19 protein-coding genes and 1 tRNA gene are annotated in these 23,076 nt (G+C 31.2%); 15 read left to right on the forward strand and 5 right to left on the reverse strand.

The genetic code is table 11. The annotated features are described in order from the left end of the window. Nucleotides 1-2: 2 nt before the first annotated feature. The 10 genes from MK851_RS13010 to MK851_RS13055 all read left to right on the forward strand — a co-directional run bounded on the left by MK851_RS13010 (nucleotide 3) and on the right by MK851_RS13055 (nucleotide 7,303). A tRNA-Asp gene (locus MK851_RS13010) sits at nucleotides 3-76 on the forward strand. A gap of 266 nt (nucleotides 77-342) precedes the next feature. Further along, nucleotides 343-1,167 (forward strand): prephenate dehydratase, encoded by an 825-nt coding sequence (locus MK851_RS13015; protein WP_320244307.1) that lies wholly within the window; start codon nucleotides 343-345, stop codon nucleotides 1,165-1,167. Next, nucleotides 1,164-2,306 (forward strand): pyridoxal phosphate-dependent aminotransferase, encoded by a 1,143-nt coding sequence (locus MK851_RS13020; protein ID WP_320244308.1) that lies wholly within the window; start codon nucleotides 1,164-1,166, stop codon nucleotides 2,304-2,306. Before MK851_RS13015 ends, MK851_RS13020 begins: the two co-directional genes overlap by 4 nt. Next, nucleotides 2,306-3,169 (forward strand): prephenate dehydrogenase, encoded by an 864-nt coding sequence (locus tag MK851_RS13025; protein WP_303509707.1) that lies wholly within the window; start codon nucleotides 2,306-2,308, stop codon nucleotides 3,167-3,169. The genes MK851_RS13020 and MK851_RS13025 overlap by 1 nt, the downstream gene beginning before the upstream one ends. A 12-nt stretch (nucleotides 3,170-3,181) precedes the next feature. Continuing rightward, nucleotides 3,182-4,264: a bifunctional 3-deoxy-7-phosphoheptulonate synthase/chorismate mutase type II gene (locus MK851_RS13030; RefSeq protein ID WP_303509705.1), complete on the forward strand. Its 1,083-nt coding sequence runs from the start codon at nucleotides 3,182-3,184 to the stop codon at nucleotides 4,262-4,264. 101 nt (nucleotides 4,265-4,365) lie between these two features. Continuing rightward, nucleotides 4,366-4,500, forward strand: a complete 135-nt coding sequence (locus MK851_RS13035; RefSeq protein ID WP_303509703.1) for a DUF5995 family protein — start codon at nucleotides 4,366-4,368, stop codon at nucleotides 4,498-4,500. A gap of 13 nt (nucleotides 4,501-4,513) precedes the next feature. Next, nucleotides 4,514-5,098: a DUF5995 family protein gene (locus tag MK851_RS13040; RefSeq protein WP_303509700.1), complete on the forward strand. Its 585-nt coding sequence runs from the start codon at nucleotides 4,514-4,516 to the stop codon at nucleotides 5,096-5,098. 41 nt (nucleotides 5,099-5,139) lie between these two features. Then, the gene (gene rsgA, locus MK851_RS13045; RefSeq protein ID WP_303509699.1) at nucleotides 5,140-6,081 is read left to right on the forward strand and encodes a ribosome small subunit-dependent GTPase A; all 942 of its coding nucleotides are present in this window, start codon (nucleotides 5,140-5,142) and stop codon (nucleotides 6,079-6,081) included. A gap of 62 nt (nucleotides 6,082-6,143) precedes the next feature. Further along, a complete protein-coding gene (gene dtd, locus MK851_RS13050; protein WP_303509697.1) occupies nucleotides 6,144-6,596 on the forward strand; it encodes a D-aminoacyl-tRNA deacylase in 453 nt (150 codons plus the stop codon). 65 nt (nucleotides 6,597-6,661) lie between these two features. After that, nucleotides 6,662-7,303 carry a YceI family protein gene (locus MK851_RS13055; RefSeq protein ID WP_320244309.1) on the forward strand — a complete coding sequence of 214 codons (642 nt, stop codon included), beginning with the start codon at nucleotides 6,662-6,664 and terminating at the stop codon, nucleotides 7,301-7,303. Nucleotides 7,304-7,353: 50 nt separating this feature from the next. Here the strand turns inward: MK851_RS13055 and lipB are convergent, their stop codons facing one another. Further along, nucleotides 7,354-8,058, reverse strand: coding sequence for a lipoyl(octanoyl) transferase LipB (gene lipB / locus MK851_RS13060; RefSeq protein ID WP_320244310.1), 705 nt, complete (start codon nucleotides 8,056-8,058; stop codon nucleotides 7,354-7,356). 86 nt (nucleotides 8,059-8,144) lie between these two features. Between lipB and MK851_RS13065 the strand changes: the two genes are divergently transcribed. Further along, nucleotides 8,145-11,825: a reprolysin-like metallopeptidase gene (locus tag MK851_RS13065; RefSeq protein ID WP_320244311.1), complete on the forward strand. Its 3,681-nt coding sequence runs from the start codon at nucleotides 8,145-8,147 to the stop codon at nucleotides 11,823-11,825. A gap of 54 nt (nucleotides 11,826-11,879) precedes the next feature. Here the strand turns inward: MK851_RS13065 and MK851_RS13070 are convergent, their stop codons facing one another. From MK851_RS13070 to MK851_RS13080, 3 genes are all read right to left on the reverse strand, one after another. Further along, on the reverse strand, nucleotides 11,880-14,666 hold the full coding sequence (locus tag MK851_RS13070) for a carboxypeptidase regulatory-like domain-containing protein (protein WP_320244312.1): 2,787 nt from the start codon (nucleotides 14,664-14,666) through the stop codon (nucleotides 11,880-11,882). 34 nt (nucleotides 14,667-14,700) lie between these two features. After that, nucleotides 14,701-15,555 (reverse strand): GLPGLI family protein, encoded by an 855-nt coding sequence (locus MK851_RS13075; RefSeq protein WP_320244313.1) that lies wholly within the window; start codon nucleotides 15,553-15,555, stop codon nucleotides 14,701-14,703. A gap of 84 nt (nucleotides 15,556-15,639) precedes the next feature. Further along, a complete protein-coding gene (locus MK851_RS13080) occupies nucleotides 15,640-16,482 on the reverse strand; it encodes a GLPGLI family protein (RefSeq protein WP_320244314.1) in 843 nt (280 codons plus the stop codon). A 120-nt stretch (nucleotides 16,483-16,602) separates the two neighbouring features. On the opposite strand from MK851_RS13080, the gene MK851_RS13085 reads away from it, so the two are divergent. The 3 genes from MK851_RS13085 to MK851_RS13095 all read left to right on the forward strand — a co-directional run bounded on the left by MK851_RS13085 (nucleotide 16,603) and on the right by MK851_RS13095 (nucleotide 19,574). Further along, nucleotides 16,603-18,195, forward strand: coding sequence for a HAMP domain-containing sensor histidine kinase (locus MK851_RS13085; protein ID WP_320244315.1), 1,593 nt, complete (start codon nucleotides 16,603-16,605; stop codon nucleotides 18,193-18,195). After that, the gene (locus tag MK851_RS13090) at nucleotides 18,188-18,868 is read left to right on the forward strand and encodes a response regulator transcription factor (RefSeq protein WP_303509675.1); all 681 of its coding nucleotides are present in this window, start codon (nucleotides 18,188-18,190) and stop codon (nucleotides 18,866-18,868) included. Before MK851_RS13085 ends, MK851_RS13090 begins: the two co-directional genes overlap by 8 nt. Before the next feature lie 91 nt (nucleotides 18,869-18,959). Next, nucleotides 18,960-19,574: a deoxynucleoside kinase gene (locus MK851_RS13095; RefSeq protein WP_303509673.1), complete on the forward strand. Its 615-nt coding sequence runs from the start codon at nucleotides 18,960-18,962 to the stop codon at nucleotides 19,572-19,574. A gap of 203 nt (nucleotides 19,575-19,777) precedes the next feature. On the opposite strand, the gene MK851_RS13100 is transcribed toward MK851_RS13095, so the two are convergent. After that, the gene (locus MK851_RS13100; protein WP_320244316.1) at nucleotides 19,778-20,512 is read right to left on the reverse strand and encodes an RNA methyltransferase; all 735 of its coding nucleotides are present in this window, start codon (nucleotides 20,510-20,512) and stop codon (nucleotides 19,778-19,780) included. A gap of 71 nt (nucleotides 20,513-20,583) precedes the next feature. On the opposite strand from MK851_RS13100, the gene MK851_RS13105 reads away from it, so the two are divergent. After that, nucleotides 20,584-23,037, forward strand: a complete 2,454-nt coding sequence (locus tag MK851_RS13105; RefSeq protein WP_320244317.1) for a BamA/TamA family outer membrane protein — start codon at nucleotides 20,584-20,586, stop codon at nucleotides 23,035-23,037. Nucleotides 23,038-23,076 lie beyond the last annotated feature (39 nt).

The raw sequence follows: 23,076 nt of genomic DNA on the forward strand, positions 1-23,076 counted from the left end.
ACGGTCTGGTAGTTCAGCTGGTTAGAATACATGCCTGTCACGCATGGGGTCGCGGGTTCGAGTCCCGTCCAGACCGCAAAAAGCTTCTCAATTTTTGAGGAGCTTTTTTCTTTTTCTACATTTTTTCAAAAAAAAGTTTGGTTTAGTTAAAATTATTTCTAAGATTTGCTCCATACAAAGAACACAAATACAATGATGTTACAAAACGTATGGCAAGGTTTTTATTTTTACTTTTACTTTTTTAGTAAGAGACGAGACTTTGTACAATATTGTTAATCTGACAGAAAATAATATAACCCAATCAAAGTCTCGAATTTATCGAGGCTTTTTTTTTGATGTAAAATGAAGAAAATAGCCATTCAAGGAATACAAGGAAGCAACCACCATATCGTTGCGAATAATTACTACGGAAAAAACATTAAATTAAACGAATGTTTGTCTTTTGACGTACTGGTTGATAGTCTCTTGAACTCAGAAAGTGAACAAGCTGTTATGGCATTAGAAAACACTATTGCAGGATCTATTATCCCTAATTATGCACTAATTGATAAATACAATTTACATATTTCTGGTGAACACTACCTGCCGATACATCATCATTTAATGGCATTGCCAAATCAAACAATTGAAGACATTACTGAAGTTTGTTCACACCCAATGGCTTTATTACAATGTAAAGAGTTTTTCAAGCAATATAAACACATTAAACTGATTGAAGATGTTGACACTTCTGCAGTCGCTAAGAAAATAACTGAACAGCAACTAAAAGGTGTTGCGGCAATTGCTCCCAAAATAGCTGCAGAAATTTTTGATTTGTCAATTATTGAAGATGAAATTCAAACCATTAAAAATAATGCTACACGCTTTGTTTTTCTTCAAACAACCCTTCCTGAAAACGGAAAAAGCGAAATAAACAAAGCTTCATTAAAATTTGAGTTAGATCATAAAAGAGGAAGTTTAGCAGCCATGTTAAATGTAATGAGCGACTGCAAACTAAATTTAACCAAAATACAATCGTTACCTAAAATTGAAACACCTTGGAAATATGCCTTTTTTGTGGATGTAACTTTTGAAGCATATAAAGATTACGAAAAAGCAAAAGCTATAATTCAAATTATGGCAGAAGATTTTAAAATACTAGGAGAATATAAAAACGGAAGATTATGATACAGTTTGCTAACCGATTACAAACCGTACAAGAGTACTACTTCTCAAAAAAATTACAAGAAGTACGTCAATTAACTACAGAAGGAAAACCAATTATAAATATTGGTATTGGTAGTCCTGATTTACAACCACCATCATCAGTACTAAAAGCTATTCAAGATAGTTTATTAGACACTGGTGCGCATAGTTATCAGAGTTATCAAGGACTTCCAGAGTTTAGACAAGCGGTTGCTAATTTTTATCAGAACAACTATAACGTTACTATAAATCCTGCCAACGAAGTACTTCCTTTAATGGGAAGCAAAGAAGGAATTATGCATATTTCTTTAGCTTTTCTAAATGAAGGAGATCAAGCGTTAATTCCTAATCCAGGGTATCCAACCTATAGCTCTGTTACCAATTTGTTAGGAGGTGAACCTGTTTTTTACGATTTGGAAGAAGCTACTAACTGGCAACCTAACTTTGAAGCTTTAGAAAAACTAGACACTTCAAGAATAAAGTTGATGTGGATAAATTATCCGCACATGCCAACGGGTGCTGATGCTACTAAAGAAACTTTTCAAAAGTTAATTGACTTTGGAAAAAAACATAACGTAGTTATTGTAAATGACAATCCGTATAGCTTTATATTAAATGAACACCCTCAAAGTATTTTACAAATTGAAGGCGCAAAAGACATTGCTCTTGAATTAAATTCTGTTAGTAAATCATTTAACATGGCGGGATGGCGTGTTGGAATGTTACTTGGGAAACCTGAGTTCTTAACTGAAATTTTAAAAGTAAAAACTCAAATGGATTCAGGAATGTTTTACGGAATCCAAAAAGGAGCTACAAAAGCTTTAGAATTAGATAAGGATTGGTTTACACAATTAAACAATACCTATAAGAAGAGACAAGAATTAGTCTTTGAACTAGCAAAAAAGCTAGGATGTACCTACGACAAAAACGCATCTGGAATGTTTGTTTGGTGTAAACTTCCCAAAGGAAAAACAGCTGAAGAAATGATTGATGATTTGTTATACGACAAGCACATTTTTGCTGCTCCAGGAATCATTTTTGGCAACCAAGGTGAAGGGTATATTCGTTTTTCACTATGCGTGCCTGAAGAAAAAATTAACGAAGCAATTAACAGAATATAATGAACGTATTTATCATAGGACTAGGATTAATCGGCGGAAGTTTTGCCTTAGATATTCAGCAAGGATTTAAAAATACTACTATCTATGGAATTGATTCCAACGAAGAACATGGTAATCTCGCTTTAGAAAGAGGAATCATCCATCAAAAATCAACTTTTTCAGAACTACATAATGCAGATATCGTTGTTATTGCCATACCTGTAGATGTTTCTCAAGGTATAATTTTTAAAACATTGGATACTATTTCAGATACTTGTTTGGTTTTCGATGTAGGTTCGACTAAAGAAACAATTTGCGATGCTGTTAAAAACCATCCGAAAAGAAGAAATTTTTTAGCAACACACCCCATTGCTGGAACTGAGTTTTCAGGACCAAATGCAGCGTTGACAAATTTATTTAGAAATAAAACTAATATTATTTGTGAGGTAGAAAAAACAGCATTCAAATTACAGGAAAAAGCATTAGACATATTCTCAAAATTAGGAATGCGTATTCGATACATGGATCCAAAGTCACACGATAAGCATATAGCCTATGTATCACATTTATCGCATATCAGTTCTTTTATGTTAGGAAAAACAGTCCTAGAAAAAGAAAAAAATGAACGAGATATTTTTGATATGGCAGGTAGTGGATTTGCTTCTACTGTGCGTTTGGCAAAAAGCTCACCTGCAATGTGGACACCTATTTTTGAGCAAAACAAAGAAAACGTTATTGAATCTTTAAGCGAATACATCCATAACTTACAGAAATTCAAAACATTACTAGAGCGCAATGATTTTCCAGAAATTTATACCGAAATGGAAAATACAAATTATATAAAACAGATTTTAAACGGAATTCAAGAGGTAACACCTCAGTAATAAAAACTAAAAATGGAGAATACGAAAGAATTAAAAACATGGTTAGATGCCTTCGGGTTAGGGCATCCATTAGTAATTGCAGGACCTTGCAGCGCTGAAACTGAAGAACAAGTGCTACAAATTGCACACGAATTAAAAGACACCGACGCTACCGTTTTAAGAGCTGGAATCTGGAAACCTCGTACCAGACCTGGCAACTTTGAAGGTGTGGGTGCCCTAGGATTAAAATGGTTACAGAAAGCTAAAAAAGAAACCGGAATGTTAATTGCTACAGAAGTGGCTAACAAAGACCATGTAAAGTTAGCTTTAGAACACGATGTAGATATTTTATGGATTGGTGCTCGTACTACTGTGAGCCCTTTTATTATTCAAGAAATTGCTGATGCTTTAGAGGGAACAGATAAAATTGTACTAGTAAAAAACCCTGTAAACCCCGACTTACCTTTGTGGTTAGGTGCTATAGAACGTTTGTATGCTAAAAACATTAAAAAATTAGGGGTTATCCATAGAGGTTTCTCTACTTACGAAAAAACAAGATACCGTAACAATCCTGAATGGCAAATTCCTATTGAGTTACAAAATCGTTTTCCTGATTTACCATTAATTTGTGACCCATCTCACATTGCTGGTCGTCGTGATATTATTTTTGATATTTGTCAAACTGCGTTAGATTTAAACTTTGATGGTTTAATGATTGAAACTCATTATGACCCTGACAATGCTTGGAGTGATGCTGCACAACAAATTACTCCTAAATCATTAGTTCAAATGATGATTGACTTAAAAGTTAGAAAAGCTACTGATACAGAAGCTGAATATCGAAATGCATTAAATACACTACGTACTCAAATTGATGTTGTTGACCATCAACTAATTGAAATGCTAGGAAAGCGTATGAAGATAGCAGACTCTATTGGTGAGTTGAAAAAAGAGAAAAACGTCGCTATTTTACAAACTAAACGTTGGAATGAAATTCTAGGTAAAATGATTTTAGAAGGTGATGAACGTGGTTTAAGTGAAGAGTTTGTGCTTAAAATGTTCAAAGCAATACACCAAGAAAGTATAAATCATCAAGAAAAAATAATTAACAACTAAATACCTAAAAAGACCGCTAACAAACTAGCGGTCTTTTTTATTCTATTTATTGTATTTTCATCCTGCCAAACTTTAAAAAATGAAACCTATACATACAATAGATGTATGTAATAAATATATTACAAGATATCATTAACGAATCTATAGAAAACAAAAGTCCATTAGGATATTTTGCTACTTTATACCAAAAAGTTACTATCAAAGTAAAAGAGGGCATACAAAACGATTATTTTTGATAACAACCAACGAATGGAAAAACTCGATATAATTTTTGCTAAAAGATATATAGATGCTTATTACAATTACAAAAACAATACACCTATTACTTCTTCTTGGGAAAAAGCTTTTAACATAACTAATAAGTATTGGTATATAGTTTTACAACATTTATTAGTTGGCATGAACGCACATATTAATTTAGATTTAGGAATAGCAGCAGCAGAAGTTTCTAAAGGTCAAAACATTCAAAACTTACATGATGATTTTAATAAGATAAATGAAATTTTATCCTCTTTAGTTAATGATGTTCAAGATGATTTATCTAAAGTATATCCTTTTTTAAAGAAAATTCTTGTCTGGACTAAAAATGTTGATGATTTTTTAGTTGACTTCAGTATGGAATTAGCAAGAAATGGTGCTTGGGATTTTGCTGTTGAATTAGCCAACACGCCTGCTAGTGAGTTTGAAAACGCTGTACAAAATAGAGACATTAAAATAACTGAAAAAGCTGATTTAGTTATTTCCCCAGGTTTTATCCCTCAATTAATTTTCATGATTATTAGAATTTCAGAAAGAGGAACTGTTGCTCAGAAAATTAACGATTTAACAGATTAATCAATACTAAAACATTCAATTTTTATTCTCATCTTTGTTCTATGACAGGAACGGTTTATAAATCTACAGGAAGTTGGTATTGGGTAAAATCTGAAGGCGAATTATATAAATGCCGTATAAAAGGTAAATTCCGTCTAAAAGGAATTAAAAGTACCAATCCTATTTCGGTAGGTGATATTGTTGATTTTTCATTAGAAACTAAAAATGATGAAGAAACAGGTTTAATTACTAATATTCACGAACGAAAAAACTATATCGTTCGTAAATCTGTTAATCTATCGAAACAAACTCATGTAATTGCCTCCAATATTGATCAAGTATTTTTATTAATCACCATTGACAACCCTCCTACTTTTACCACATTTATTGATCGTTTTTTAGTTACAGCTGAAGCCTATTCAATCAAAACCATATTAGTTTTCAATAAAATTGATTCTTACGAAATTGAGCAACGTGCCGAAATTATGTATTTAAAAGATGTTTATGATGCCATTGGTTACGAGTGCATTGAAGTTTCTGCTACAGAAAACACCAATGTTGACAAAATCAAAACACTAATGACCGGAAAAGTAAGTATGTTTGCAGGACATTCAGGTGTTGGAAAAACTACTTTAGTAAATGCTATTGAACCTTCTCTAGACTTAAAAACAAAAGAAATTTCTGAACAACATAAACAAGGACAACACACCACTACTTTTGCAGAAATGTTCGATTTAAGTTTTGATGCTCGTATTATTGACACCCCTGGAATTAAAGGCTTTGGTGTAGTTGATATAGATAAAGATGAACTAGGTGATTATTTTCCAGAATTCTTTGCTTTAAAGCAAAACTGTAAATTCAATAATTGCATTCATATAAATGAGCCACAATGCGCTGTAAAAGACGCATTAGAAAATGAAGAAATTGCTTGGTCTCGTTACAAAAGTTATCTACAAATCTTAGAAGGAGAAGAAGAACACTATAGAACTGATATTTGGGAATAGTTAGTTCTTTCTTTTTTTGACTAAAAGATTTAAATAGCTCAACAAATAACAATCCATATAAAATGAAAATTGTACTTCAACGCGTTTCAAAAGCTAGCGTTACTATTGAAAATAAAAAAGTAGCTGAAATACAAAATGGCCTCTTAATTTTACTCGGAATTATTAATGAAGATACTCAGGAAGACATTAACTGGTTATCAAATAAAATAACAAACCTTCGTATTTTTAATGATGATAGAGGTGTTATGAATAGGTCGGTTAAAGATATTAACGGTGATATAATTACTGTAAGTCAGTTCACTCTGCATGCTTCCACTAAAAAAGGGAATCGACCTAGCTATATTAAAGCAGCAAAACCTGATGTTGCTATTCCTTTATATGAAAAATTTGTTCAACAAATTGAGGTTGACCTAGGTAAAAAAATACAAACGGGTCAATTTGGAGCTGATATGAAAGTAGAATTACTAAATGACGGACCTGTAACTATTATTATTGATTCCAAAGATAAAAAATAATTTCCATGGAAATTATTTTTTATTATATTTGTACCTGATTAATAATCATTATTAAAAACACAAAAATGAAAAAAACAATTTTAGCTATTGCATTTGTTGCAATTGGAGCTGTTTCTTGTAAAACAGATAAAAACAAAACTACTGTTGGCGAAAAAAAAGAAGTAGCAAAAACAGAGAATGTTATTAATACTTATAAAGCTAACATCGCTGAGTCTTCTGTAGCTTGGAAAGGTAGCAAACCTACTGGTTCTCACAATGGTGTAGTAAGCTTAAGTAAAGGAACTTTAGAAATCGAAAGCGGAAACGTAAAATCTGGTGAATTCATTATTGATATGACTACTATCGTTTGTGAAGATTTAAAAGCTGGAGATGGTAAAGAAGATTTAGAAAAACACTTGAAAAATGCTGATTTCTTTGATGTTGAAAAATTCCCTACTGCTAAATTTCAAGTAGCTAGCTCTGAAGTAAAAGGTGGAAAAGTACACGTTACAGGGAACTTAACTCTTAGAGACGTTACTAAAAGCATTACTATACCAGCTACTATTACAGAAGCTGATGATATGGTAACTTTTAAAAGTGAAACTTTTAGTATCGACAGAACTGATTTTGGTGTTACTTACAAGTCTAAAAAAATTGACGCTGCTTTAAAAGACAAATTCATTAATGATTTAATGGAAGTTTCTTTTGAAATTAAAGCTAAAAAATAATTTTAGTTTTTAAGATTTAAAAAAAAGGTTGACAATTGTCAACCTTTTTTTTATGCTTTTATAAATTCTTCTACTTCAAACAGTTCTTTAAAATGTTTTATAATTTTCTCTTTTACTTCTTCTTCCGAGACCTTTCTACCTAGTTCAACTTCCATCGAAGTAACGGCTTTTCCACGTATTCCACATGGTATAATATTGTCAAAGTACCCTAAATTAGCATTCACATTCAAGGCAAATCCATGCATGGTAACCCACCTACTGGCTCTAATCCCCATAGCACAAATTTTTCTAGCAAACGGTGTACCTACACCTAACCAAACACCTGTTTCTCCATCACTTCTTTCTCCTTCCAATCCATATTCAGCTATTGTTAAAATAATTGACTCCTCTAACAAACGTAAATATTTATGAATGTCTGTAAAAAAGTTTTCTAAATCTAAAATTGGATAACCTACAATTTGTCCTGGCCCATGATAAGTTATATCTCCTCCTCTATTGATCTTATAAAAAGTTGCTTCTTTCTCTTTTAACTTTTCTTCGTTCAACAAAAGATTATTCATATCTCCTGATTTCCCTAAAGTATACACGTGCGGATGTTCTACAAATAAAAAGTAATTAGGAGTTTTTATTTCACTATCTCCATTCCTTCTCTCTCTTTTTAATGATACTATTTCATCTAAAAGGTTTGTTTGGTAATCCCATGTTTCCTTGTAATCTTTTCTTCCTAGATCACTAATTCTTATTTTTTTATTCATAAATTGTGCCGCTAAACTACCTTACAAAGGTAGGGAAATTTAGAGTTTTACTGTTATAAACTAAACGTATATCAATTACAAAAATCATGTTTAAAAAAAGTACCCTTCCTTTTTTAGTTGCTTTCTACTTTTCAATAGTTAGCTTGTATTCACAACAACTATGGACAAGAGTTCATAAAGGTGCTATTGCTCAACAAAAAAAACAAACTTTCAGTACAAACTCTTCACCAAAACAATACGTTTTAATGAGTTTGGATTTAGATGTATTTAAAAACACATTACCAAACTTAAAGTCTAAAAGTGCACCTAATTCAAAAATTATACAACTTCCTAATGCTAATGGAAAACTAGAGAGTTTTTCAATAAAGGAAACCCCTTATTTAGCATCAGGTTTAGCCGAGAAGTTCCCTATGATTAAATCTTTTTCAGCACAGGGAATTGACAACCCTTCCTCTTCAGCCAAAATAAGTATTGGAAAAGATGGAGTTCACGCAATCATTTTTTCAGCAAATGAAGGTACTTCATACATAAACCCTTATACTAAGGACTATAAAGAGTATATAATATATAAAAAGAGCAGCTTATCTCCTTCTAAAGATGAATTTTTGTGTGAAGTTGAAGACGCTATACAAGACGAAAATATATCGCCACGCCAAAGAAGAAATGCTAATGATGGTAACTTACGAACTTATAGAATGGCTATAGCTTGTACTGGTGAATATGCTCAATTCCATATAAATAATCAAGGAGTACCATTAACAGCTAGTGATACAGAAAAAAAAGCAGCTGTACTATCTGCTATGAATACTACAATTACTCGTGTTAATGAGGTTTATGAAAGAGATTTAGCTGTAAGAATGGTTATCGTAGACAATAATGATGCTTTAATCTTTTTAGATGCTGATACAGATGGCTTAACAAATGATAGTGCCAGAACCTTGATTGATGAAAGTCAAGAAAAATGTGATGAAATTATTGGTGATGCTAATTATGATATTGGACATACGTTTAGTACTGGAGCAGGAGGACTAGCTCAGCTAAACTCTGTTTGTGCTACAAACTATAAGGCTCAAGGAGTTACAGGAAGAAGTCGACCTATAGGAGATACTTACGATATAGATTATGTTGCTCATGAAGTTGGACATCAATTCGGAGCTACTCATACATTTAATAATTCTTGTGATGGGAACAGAAGTACTAGTACAGCTGTTGAACCTGGAAGTGGTTCTACAATTATGGGGTATGCTGGTATCTGTTCACCAAATGTACAAAATGTAAGTGACGATTATTTTCACGCTGTTAGTATAGCTCAAATGTGGAGCCATGTACAAGGAACAGGAAGTTGTGCTACCTCAACAAGTACAGGTAATAATGCTCCTACTGCTAACGCAGGAAATAATGTAAGTATACCTAAATCTACTCCATTTATTTTAAAAGGACAAGCCACTGATGCTGACGGAACATCTTCTTTGACATATACCTGGGAGCAAATTGATAATGAAACCGCAACAATGTCTCCATTACCCACAAACACTGGCGGACCTATGTTTAGATCATTATCTCCTTCTAAATCTCCAAACAGATACTTTCCCGCTCTTTCAACCGTTCTAAGCGGAAACACTTCTACAGAATGGGAGGTTTTACCATCAGTTGCTAGAGAATTAGACTTTGCTTTTACAGTAAGAGATAATCATGCTGGAGGAGGTAACTCTGCTAGAGATGATATAAAAGTGACTGTTACAAATGCTGAGGCTTTTACCGTTACTAGCCCTAGTTCTGCTGTATCTTGGGGAGTTAGTTCTACTCAAACTATTACTTGGAGTAAAGGAGCTACAGACCAAGCTCCTATTAATTGTGCTAATGTAAATATAAAACTTTCAACAGATGGAGGGCTTACTTTTCCTATTACTTTAAAAAGCAATACACCTAATGACGGTTCAGAAGACATTGTTATACCTGATACTCCCACAGCTAATGCTCGAATATTAGTTGAAGCAGCAGATAACATTTTTTACAATATTAATAACACCAACTTAACAATTTTCCCAACAGCGCCTACTTATTCAATAGTTAATAATACTGGAGACATCTCTGTATGTAAAGTAGCTACAAATGAGCTAGTTTTTGATTTTGACTATAATGCTTTGTACGGTTTTAATGAAACAGTTAATTTATCTTACTCTGGAGCCCCTGCTAATTCTATAGTTACATTAAGCAACTCTACAATTAATACTAGCGGAAAGTTTACCTTAACTGTAACAGACCTTACAAAGGTTACTAAAGGAAATCACACAATTACAGTTACTGCTACATCAGGCTCAATAACCAAATCTGTAGACATACTATTAAACGTAAACGATAGTCTTTGTAACTCTTCTGGTAATATTGTATCTCAATTAGGTATTACTAATGTTACTTTTAATAGTATTAATAATAACTCTACCAAAACAACTGGTTATTCAGACTTTACTAGCCAAAGCACAGACGTTGTTAGAGGTGAAAACTATAATTTAACTACTTCTATCAATACTGATGGAAATAGTAACATAAAAACATTTGCTTGGATTGATTGGAACCAAAATTGTGTTTTTGATGCTAATGAAACCTATGACTTAACCTCATCTAATACTATTTCTGTTGCTGTTCCTGAAGGTATTCCAACAGGACCAACAATTATGAGGGTTTCAACAAGATTAAACAACGATCCTAATTCTTGTGGATTAAATTTTAATGGTGAAATAGAAGACTATACTATTACAGTTTTAGAACCTACTTTCTCTATTTCAAACAGTACTGGAGATATGTCTGTATGTAAACAAGCGACTAATGAAGTAACCTTTGATTTTGATTATACAGCTTTGTATGGGTTTAATGAAACTGTCAATCTTTCTTATTCAGGAGTTCCAACTGACACTGTAACTTTGAGTCCTACTAGTATGAATGCTAGTGGCAAGTTTACCTTAACAGTAAGTAATTTAACCGCCAAAGAAGTAGATACAGGAGATTACACAATTACAGTTACTGCAGCATCAGGTTCAATGACTAAGTCAGTAGATATACTTTTAAACGTAAATGATAACCTATGTAATTCTTCTGGTAATACTGAGTCACAATTAAGTATTACGAATGTTACTTTTAATAGTATTAATAATGATTCAAATAAAACAAATGGGTATTCAGATTTTAAATCAACAACGACGCAAGTAGTTAGGGGTGAAAGCTACGATTTAACAACTACTATCAACACAACTGAGAACAGCGACATAAATACTTTTGCTTGGATAGACTGGAACCAAAACTGTGCATTTGATGCTAATGAAACTTATGACTTAACTTCTAATACTCTTTCTGTTATCGTTCCTGAAGATGCTCTATTAGGCTCTACAACTATGAGAATTTCTACAAGACAAGATAGTAATCCAAATTCTTGTGGGTTAAACTTTAATGGTGAGGTCGAAGATTATACTATTACTATTCAAGAAAGCTTTGCTACAGACAATACGTTGTTTGATGACTTAGAAATAGGTCCAATCCCAATAGATTCTGGAAAAGCTTTTGAAAAATTTAAATTCACTGTAAAGGATAAAAACTTAACAATTATAAGGCTTTTTGATTTTAGAGGAAGATTACTTGAAACACAAAAGTTCTCAACTGTTTCTAGTCAATTTAATGAAAAAGTACAATTAACTAAAGCTGCTAGCGGACTTTACCTTTTACAAATTGAAAATGCTGGCAAACAAGTAACAAGAAAAATAGCTATTAAATAACTATTTTTAAATCTAAAAAACACAAAGCAACCCAAAATTGGGTTGCTTTGTGTTTTACAAATTATATTTTACTGTAAACATGGCTATTCTAGGCTGAATTACATACGAAGAATTACTCACATAAATATCATTACTACTATTCTGATTCAATCCTGTTGAATTTAATAGATTTGTAACCCCTACTTTATACTCCCATTTACTGTCTTTTTTCTGATACGTAATATCTGCTCTTAAAAAACCATAACTATCAATTGTTTTACCATTATTAAATACGCTATTATAGGTATACTTTGATGTAAAAATAAATTCCTTTAAGAAAAAAGCATCAAAATTTATATACGGACTATGGGTTGTAAAAGTGTTTTCAACTCCTCCAATATCTGAATTGTTTATAGACACGTTATAACCTACATCAAAATTCGGAGCTTCTTTAAAGTTTGTACTGAATTTTGAAGTATATGTTTGTGAAAATGTTTTCGCTAACCTATTTCTTGTTTCATTCGTTTGTCGATCAGTTATTAAACTATTCGATTTTCCATAAGACACATTACCTCCTAATCGTAGTTTAAACTTTCTAAAACTCTTTTGAAAGTTTGCTCTTACTGAAATAGACTCATCAGGAAAAGCAGAGTTTACTGAGGTTCTCACTTGGTTAACATCAATAAACGCTGTATTGCTCTTAATTTCTTTAATACGCTTGCTATAATTAATTGATCCAAAAACATTGGTGTAATTAAACATATTAAAACTAAAATAATTCAAGTTTATATTATGATATAATGAGTTTTCAAGAGTTCTATTTCCTGAATATAAACTATTGTAATTATTAAAAACATAACCTTCTGCTAATTGATTTACATCAGTAAAACTAGTTTGCATGGCATAGTTTAAACGTAATGTCTCTGATTTTTTCAAGTTAATTTTCACCGAAGCATCTGGTAAAAGTTTAGTAAAACTATTTTCATAGACTGATTCTAACTGTGTATTTTTTGACACGTAGTTATGTAATGTGAAACCTTGATTAAAAGTAAAAATACCTGTTATGAATTTATAATGTAAACCCATATACAAATCATCAAAAGAAAAACCTACATCGTTAACTGTATTGGGTTCAGTAATTTCATTTTTATTTCCTTCTAAAACTTCAAAAATAGTTGAGTTAAATTCTTGATTACTTAAGGTAGCACCCAAAGTTATATTTAAATTACTTTTAGAGTTAAGTACATAATAGTAATCTAATTTCGCATCTAACTTGTTTGTTTTTATTCTTTTATTCTGACTTACATTAAATAAATTATGGTCTCCCGGATTTGGATTAACATTTGTTAACGATAATAAGTTATAAAAAGATAACTTTTCTAGTTCAGCATTGTAAAACGGATCTTCATTCTGCCATAAATGTTGTGCCTCAAAAGCAAAAATATTTTTGTCGTTTAGTGTATAATAATAGTTTAAATTTTGATTGATGGAAAACGGACTTTGCTCTAATACTTGATTAATTGGCACAACCTCATTATCTGCATTCAAATAAGTTCTTGACGAGAATGTTGTTTGTAATTGCTGCTGTTTTGAAACCTTTGCAAAAATATCATAATCAAATTGATTATTTGCATTTGGCTTGTAACTTGAGCTTAATTTAAACAAACCTAAATCACTTTTTTGATTTGTTACATCTTGTGTTTGCTCGGTATCAATATACTTTATTGAAGACGGATTATTCTCATCATACGGAGGTAAACTATTTGCATCAACTCCTGCATTTGAATACACACGTTGCGTAGTTTCTTCCATATCTGTTTCATTTCCTGAATAGATAGCAAACCCACTAATATCCCAAGTTTTCTTTGGAGAATAACTAAAGTTTAAAGCACCAAATTTCAATTCAATTTCTTTCGCTCTATTATTTTTTAAAGTTAAAAAAGCAATATCGTTAGACCCTACATTAAAATTTGTTCCATTATTATCTCCAAACTGTCTAAAGCCTCCTGTGAATTTAAAATAGTCTCTCATAGTAAAAGGCACTTCTCCTATATTATTCATATCTGTAATAATATTTAAGCTATATTTTGGACTGTAATAAAATAGTTTTGGATGTGCTATGTATCGACTATCTTCCATACCTAACCCTAAACCAGCAGCAACTTCTCCAAACCAAAAATTCTTTTTCCCTTCTTTTAATTTAATATTTATAACAACATTATCCTCATTATCAGTAACACTACTCATTTGCCCTACTTCACTATGATTTTTGAGTACCTGAACTTTATCAATAGCATTTGCAGGGATATTTTTAGTCGCTAATTTAGAATCTCCATCAAAAAAATCTTTTCCTTCAACCATCACCTTTTTAACTGTTTTTCCTTCTACTTCAATTTCTCCATCATCATTTACTTCAACTCCTGGTAGTTTTTGAAGTACATCTCCTAACTTTTTTTCAGTTCCGCTTTTAAAACTATCCGCATCATACACTATTGTATCACCTTTAACAGTTACAGGCATTTTATAAGTTATATTTACTTCATCTAGACTATCATCTCCTTCTAAAACAAGGTCTTTAAGCAAGTTACTGTCTTTTGTTTCTACATCAACTTCTTCCGTTTTCAAACCTATATAACTTACCTTTATACTATAAGTAGTATTTTTAACTAGATTTAATTTATAATTCCCTTCTGCATCCGTGAAACCATAAGAATCTAGTTTTTTAGTTGTTTTGTTTATGGCAATTACATTTGCCATTTCTAGCGGGGTTCCAATACTATCTTTTACAACCCCTTTCAGTGTAATTTGAGCACTAGAAGCCCAAGTAGCTAAGCAAACAGCTATCAGTAATAATTTTTTCATTATATTATTTTCTTATTAAGTAGGTTATTGTAGTTTAACGGAAGTTTCTTCCTCCTCTATCTCCACGCCTATTTCTAAATCGCTCTCTCATTTCTTCCATCTTTTCTTTTACAACCTTATTATATTTTTCTCTTGTTATTTTTTTCCCTTTAATAGGTTCTTTTATTTCTGCTTTCTCAGAAGAGTTCATTATTATTTCCGAACAAAGTATTGTGGTTCTACCCTCATTAATTTCTAATATAAGTCCTGGTAACCCCCAATAATTTCCAGGCCCGCTACTTACGGGTATTTCTGGTGTATACCAAGCTGTGACTAAAACTTCTTTAGGAACTTCAAGGTTTTTAGTTACTTTTTTAACGGTAGAAGTATCTCGTTTTACCTTAGTAGCTCTACCTCTTCTTCGTAAGTTCCCCCAATCAAAATCTGTCGCTTTCTTTACCATGGTTGCTTTAAAACATGTATAATCGCCTATTTGTTTTGTTTCCTCTCCAAGTTCCCATGTTGGCTGTTCTCTATTTTCTGAAATCAAAAATTTCTTTCCAAAAAACTCTGTAGACTCTAGCAACTTCCTCTCCTTAAAGTCCTTGTAAATTGTTCCTCCACCAGTAAAACCTCCAAACCGAAACCCTTTATTTGTACCAGGAGCTTCTAGCTTTTCTTCCTCCTTATAGATAGATTTACTTCTATTAAAATTTAAAACATATGTTTTCTCTAACATGCTTTTCATACGTTGTAAAACTTGTTTCTTTCGTTCTTCAGATAATTGTCGACCTCCAAAATTAGGGTCTATAGTTGTCTTTGATTGATAAATTGCTTTTCCTTGAAAATTAGTTTGTGAAAAAACAGTGCTGGAAACACATAAGAGAAGAACTGTAACTAAACCTTTCATTACTTTCGTTTTTAAATGATACTTATAACTTTTTGTAGTTAAGAGTTAGACTTTCAAAAACATAAAAGGTTTAACACAGTCTAACTATCCTTGTATTTCTATTTGAAAAGAATTTCCATCCTTACTTTTTCGTTTGTTTCTAAAACGTTCCTTTATATCTTTAGTATGTTCATCCATTATAGTATCGAACTCCTTTTGAATAACCTTTTTACCTTTGGTAGGTTCTTTTATTTCTATTTTTTCTGACGGATTTAAAACGATTTCTGAACAAACAATAGTAAGGTTTCCATCTTGTACTTCTAAAATCAATCCTGGCAAACCCCAAAACTGTCCTGGACCATTACTAATAGGAATTTCAGGAGTATACCAAGCCACAGTTTCAATAGTTACTTCTTCTTTTTTTTCTTCTGTTTCCCCATCGGTCATAGACATTGAAGTTCTGGTTTCTTTTCTTTTTTTAGTAGCCTTATAACAAGTATAGTTTCCAATATTCTTAGTTTCTCCCGTCATTTTCCAATCAAAGTTTTCTAACTTGTCTTTTATTAAAAAACGTTTACCGCTTATCTCAGTTTTGTTCACATACCTTTTATCTTTTATGTTTTTATACAACACATCAGTTCCTCCTCCACTACCCATTATTTGAATTTGCACTCCTCCTGTTTGAACTTGAGGTGAAGAAAGTTTTTTATTTTGTTTGTAGGTAGATGCTGATTGATCAAAATTTAACGTGTAGGTTTGCTGAAACTGCTTCATTAATTGCGCTTGTATTTTTTTTTGCATTTCAGAGTTTGCCGCTCCCTTGCCATTTTTATCATTATCTATTTTAAAATCGATTTTTCTATGAGTCTTATAAGTAGCTTTTCCTTGAAAATTTTGCGAAAACATTGATGCACTTAACAACAATATGAATAATGTAACATTTTTCATTTTTTTAGTATTTATATTAAACACTACAAATATGCTTAGTGATATTATCTTTTTGAGTTAATGAGTGTTAACGAGTGTTAACCGGTGTTTTTATTCGTTTTAACATTCTATCTTTGAAACATGAACACAAAAAAACATCGCTGGGTACTATATTTAATTAGCCTTACAATTATTACCACAATTTTGATTCAGTTTTATTGGAACTATAAAAACTATCAACAAAACAAGCAACGTGTTATAAATGAAATTCAATTAAGTTTAGATAATGCTGTTGAAGAGTATTACGCTGCTTTAACCAAACAAAACTTTTTTGCCATCGTAGAATCTGGTAAAACAACTTCAAAAAGCAATCTCAGCAATAAAAATATTTGGAAGAAAGTCTTCTCTTCACAAGTTGATAAAAAGAAGGACAGTATAGAATTTAAAATTTCTTCTTTTGACATTAAAACAGATGATCCAAAAGAGTTTAAAAAGATGAATTCTTATTTTGTTGACTCACTTTTACTTGATATAGAAAATAAAATTAAAGATTCAACCCCTGAAAAATATTCTAAAATCACTCAGGTTACTCAATTTAATAAACCCCATACATCTGGCATTCATATAGACTCTTCTGGAATTAAAGAGGTAAAAGTTTTTAAAGGAAAGAAAGCTACCGATAGCTTAAAGCTAATAAAAGGATTACAAACCATTTTTATTTCTGTTCAAAATGATGCTTTAAATCATGGAAAACTAGATTCAATTATAAAAAAACAATTAACAACTAAAGGTATTTCAACTCCTTTTTACTTAAATCACTTTAAACATGACACCCTATTTTACTCATCAAAAAAGGAAGGAGTATCTATACAATTCCTACAAAGTGATGCTAAGTCTACTTATGTTAAAAGTGATGAAAAGCTAACCCTATTATATGAGAATCCGTCAAGTGAGATTCTTAAAAGAAGTTCGACAGGAATTATTCTATCTCTTCTCCTTTCATTAGCTGTTGTAATGAGTCTTTTTTACCTGTTAAAAATTATCAATCAACAAAAAGAACTGGCTGAAATTAAAAATGATTTAATAAGCAACATTACTCACGAATTTAAAACCCCTATAACTACTGTTTCAACTGCGCTAGAAGCTATTAATAATTTTAATGCTATAGATGACAAAGAAAAAACTAAAAAATACATTTCTATTTCATCTGTACAAATAGAAAAACTACATTTAATGGTTGAAAAGTTATTAGAAACTGCTACCCTTGATAGCGAAAAATTACTTTTAAAGAAAGAACCTGTCAATTTAGTTGAGTTAATAGAAAACAACACTAAAAAACATCAGTTTACCAACTCTGAAAAGACAATTCAATTCTCATCAAACAAACATGAAATAGTGACAGATATTGATGTATTTCATTTTGAGAATGCCATTTCAAACTTATTAGATAATGCGATCAAATATGGTGGAAACAAAATAGAGGTACATATTAACCAAGTATTAAACGCTATTGAAATAACTGTAGCAGACAACGGTAAGGGAATTGACAAAAATCAACAAGAAAAAATATTCGATCAGTTTTACCGTATTCCAAAAGGAAACACCCATGATGTAAAAGGTTTTGGGATAGGCTTATATTATACTAAAAAGATTATTGAAAAACATAAAGGTGTTATATCCTTAATTTCAAAACCGAATAATACCCTTTTTAAAATTGTTTTAAATAATGAGTAAAACTATTAAAGTGTTGTTGGCAGAAGACGAACCTAGTTTAGGCCAAATTGTAAAAGAAAGTTTAGAAACTAGAAATTTTAAAGTGTTTCATGCTCTTAATGGAGAAGAAGCTTATGAAATTTATCAAGTAAATCCTCCTGATATTTTAGTTTTAGACGTAATGATGCCTAAAAAAGATGGTTTTACACTAGCTAAAGAGATTCGACAAGAGAACAAACATCTTCCTATTATTTTTTTAACTGCAAAATCGCAAGCTAAAGATGTTGTTGAAGGTTTTGAGCACGGTGGAAATGACTATCTTAAAAAACCTTTTTCAATGGAAGAATTAATTGTTCGTATTCACTCATTGTTAAACAGAGTTGAGTTAAAAAAGAACTACGACGCAATTAACATTGGTAATTATACTTTTAACTACACCAAGCAAGTTTTGTCTTTTAATAATGATTGTAAAAAATTAACACATCGAGAATCTGAATTACTATTCCACCTATCACAAAAGAAAAATGAAGTTTTAGACAGGTCTTTTATTTTAAAAAAATTATGGGGAGATGACGATTTTTTTAATGCTCGAAGTATGGATGTTTTTATTTCTAAGCTGAGAAAGAAGCTAAAACACGATGAGAATATTCAAATTATAAACATAAGAGGCTATGGTTATAAATTGATCTGTTAAATTGTTTATGAGTTCCTTTTTTTATGTAATTTTACCGTCCCCTAATCTGGCAGTGCCAGCAATATAAAAAAACACTTTACAACAAATAATTATGCACGTAGCAATTGCCGGGAACATTGGCGCGGGTAAAACCACTTTAACAAAATTATTAGCAAAGCACTACAATTGGGAAGCTCATTTTGAATCAGTTGATGAAAACCCGTATTTAGATGACTTTTATGCCGAAATGGAACGTTGGTCTTTTAATTTACAAGTTTACTTTTTAAATAGTCGTTTTCGTCAGGTACTAGAGCTACGTAAATCTGGTAAAAAAATAATTCAAGATCGAACTATTTACGAAGACGCTCATATTTTCGCACCCAACTTACATGCAATGGGATTAATGACAAATAGAGATTATAGCAACTATTCTTCTCTATTTGAATTAATGGAAAACTTGGTAACTCCACCTGATTTATTAATTTATTTACGTGCAGATATTTCTACATTAGTAGGTCAAATTCATAAACGAGGCAGGGAGTATGAAAACTCTATTAGTATCGATTATTTAAGTCGATTAAATGAACGCTATGAAGCTTGGATTAGCCAGTATACTAAAGGAAAGTTATTAATTATTGATGTAGATAATTTAGATTTTGTTGATAATCAGGAAGACTTAGGTTCTATTATTGACAGAATAGATGCTCAAATAAATGGATTATTTTAAGTTTTAAAGAGCTTAAAAACTATAATAACAAACCCTTTGTTCTTTAGTAAAGAACAAAGGGTTTCTCTTTTTAACTCTCTCTTAAAATAACAAGAACTAACTAACCTATCTTTCAATTTTCACCAAAACACTGACGCTCTTTATAAAGAAGAATTAGAAGCTTTTTCTGAAAAAATCAAGCAATAGCGATTTAGTTTTATCAGTTAAGTTAATTCTCTTTTAAACTCACTTAGTAATATAGCTGTTGCTGTTGCTACATTTAAACTTTCAGTTTGTTGTAACTCACCAAACCTTGGGATGGTTACAGTGTTTTTTACAATATCAGCAATTTCAGGAGAAATTCCATTTGCCTCATTTCCCATTACTAAAACTGCTTGTTTAGGTAATGATGTAGTGTATACATTTTCACCATCCATATCTGCTGTATAAATAGGCAATGAAGTACTCTTTAAAAATTCAGGTAGGTCAACATATGAAACCTGAACTCTTGTTAACGATCCCATAGTAGATTGTACCACCTTTTGATTATAACAATCAACCGTATTTTTAGAACATACCAACTCAGAAATCCCAAACCAATCGCATAGACGGATAATTGTTCCTAAATTCCCTGGGTCGTTAACTCCATCTAAAGCAACAATAAAACTGTTTTTATTAATTTCTTCATCTTTCGGAATCTTAAACAGACCTAATACCTTATTTGGTTTTTTTAGAGTACTTACTTTTTTCAACTCATTTTCAGAAATCAAAACAACCTCTACTTCTTTTAAAGTCATAAATGACTCATCAGTAGTATATAATTGTTCTACTTTTAAAGAAGATGCAAGTAATTCACTAACCACCTTCACTCCTTCTGCTACAAATAATTGATGCTTCTGTCTATACTTTTTTTGTTGTAAACTAGTTATTAACTTTATATTGTTTTTAGATAAACTCATTAAATTGTTTTTAACACTCTAAAACCACTAAAAAATAGTATTTTTGATTCTTAATACGAGGTGTAAAGTTAATGAAAAAACTTTCTTTCTTCTTTTTATTAGTAGTCTTATTCAGCTCATGTAGCACGATTAAATATGTTAAAGAAAACGAGTTATTGCTAGCCAAAAACACGGTATATATTGACAGTGTAAAAAACTCTAGTGATAACATTACTGAACTACTAATGCAACGTCCTAACGCTAAGGCTCTAGGGATGCCTTTATCTTTGCATTTTTATAATTTAGGAAATCCAGAAGCTCCTAAAACCCCAAGTGAATGGGCAAAAAAACATCCAAAAACCTACAATTTTTACAAAGATATTTTCTCTGAAAAACAAAGTATTGCTGTAGCTAAAACATTTATTGGGTTTAATAATTGGTTTTTAACAAGTGGACAAGCTCCAATTATAATTGATGACAAAAAAACTAGTAGGACTGTAAATAATTTAAAAGCTTACTATCAAACTGAAGGATATTTTAGAGCCAACGTTTCTTCTAAAAAGGATACTATCAGTAAAAAGAAAGGAAAAGTTAGTTATCATATTACAAAAGGAAATCCTTCTTATTTAGACACCATAAAAACCTTTATTACATCACCTGTTTTAGATTCTTTATACCAACTAACAAAAGACAAAAGCTATTTAAAATCTGGAGATCATTATAAAAATGACAACTTCATAAAAGAAGCAAATCGACTTGTAAAACTTTTTAGAAACAAAGGAGTCTATCATTTTAATGAAAATTATATTTCATTTGAAAATGATACTTTAAAAAACTATGAAAAAACTGACGTAGATATTAATATTTCTGACAAAACCGTTCCTTTTCAAATTCAAAAGCTAAAGAAAGTAAATGTTTTTACCGACTATACTTATAGTACTAGAAACTCTAAACACAAGGACACCACCTCTTATAAAGGAATTAACTTTTACGCTCTTCGAAAATTAAAATACAACCCTAAGTACTTATCACAGTCGCTATTTATAAAACCCAATACTGTTTATAGTGATTCTCTTAGAAATTTAACTCGTACCCACTTAAGAGGATTAAAAAACTTCAAAGCAACCTCTATTCGATATAATGAATTAAGTGAAAACGAGCTAGAAGCAAATGTATATTTAACCCCTATAGAGAAATACACTTTAGGTTTTGAATCCGAGTTATCACGTTCCAATATTCGTAACTTTGATGTTTCTTTAAAATTTTCATTAACCAATAGAAATACATTTAAAGGTGCTGAGCTTTTTAAACTCTCTGCTTTTGGTTCTTATTTTAACTCTAATAATGGACCTGGTTGGGAAATAGGTTCAGATATTTCACTAGAAGTTCCTCGATTTATGGCTCCTTTCGGATTACATAAATTGGTTCCAAAAAGAATGTTTCCTAGAACTAAGTTCTACTCAGGTATAGGTATTCAAAAAAATATAGGATTAGATAAACAAAACATATCTGTTGGTATAGATTATAAATGGGACTATAACAAAAGAAAGTCTATTCAATTAGAGTTATTAAATACTCAATATATTAGAAACCTGAATGTTGATAATTATTTTTCCATATATAATTCTGAATATCGAAAATTGTCTGAAGTTGCTGAGATTTATGACCCTTCATATACATTTCCAGACAATACACCTAGTAACTCTGGTGAAATAATTAACTTCATTTCAGGCGTTCTTACTGATGCTAATTTTGCAGCATCAAACCCAACTGAGTTTCAAAATGTCTTAAACCTTGCTAACAGATATAATATTGTAACCTCCGACTTTTTAATTCCAGAAATAGCCTACAGTTATACCTATAATAATCAAGAAAGCATTAAAGATGCTAGCTTTTCTTTTTTTAAGTTTAGAATTGCTAACTCTGGGAACATTATGGGACTTTTATCAAATAAGACCAATAGTTCTGGGCAAAAAACTGTTTTTAAAATTCCTATTGCTCAATATTTTAAAACAGATATTGAGTATAAAAAATATTGGGACTTAGGTGACAACAATGTTTTAGCACACAGAACTTTTCTTGGAGCTATTTTTACTTACGATAATTCTGGAGTTCCTTTTTCTCGCAGTTATTTTGCAGGAGGTTCTAACGATATACGTGCATGGAGAACCTATGATTTAGGTCCTGGTACACGAGCTCCAGTTCTTGAATACAACATCGGTAGTTTGAAGTTTTTAACTAGCTTTGAATACCGTTTTAACGTTTTTGGTTCTTTAAAATCTGCTTTATTTGTAGACGCTGGAAATATTTGGGACATAACTAACACGGATTTTGTTGATGATCCCGCTAAATTTAATGGTTTTAAATCGTTAAAAAATATGGCTGTAGGAGCTGGTTTTGGGCTTCGTTATGACTTTAAATTTTTAATTGCTAGACTAGATTTAGGATTCAAAGCGCACGAACCGTATCTAACTAAAAATAAGTGGTTTCAAAACTTCAATTTCTCTAACTCTGTACTAAATATCGGTATAAACTACCCCTTCTAACAAAGTACTTTCTATTAAAAATTTATCGCAACTTGTATA

It is taken from the genome of Tenacibaculum sp. 1B UA (assembly GCF_033978845.1).
In the GTDB taxonomy this organism is placed as follows: domain Bacteria; phylum Bacteroidota; class Bacteroidia; order Flavobacteriales; family Flavobacteriaceae; genus Polaribacter.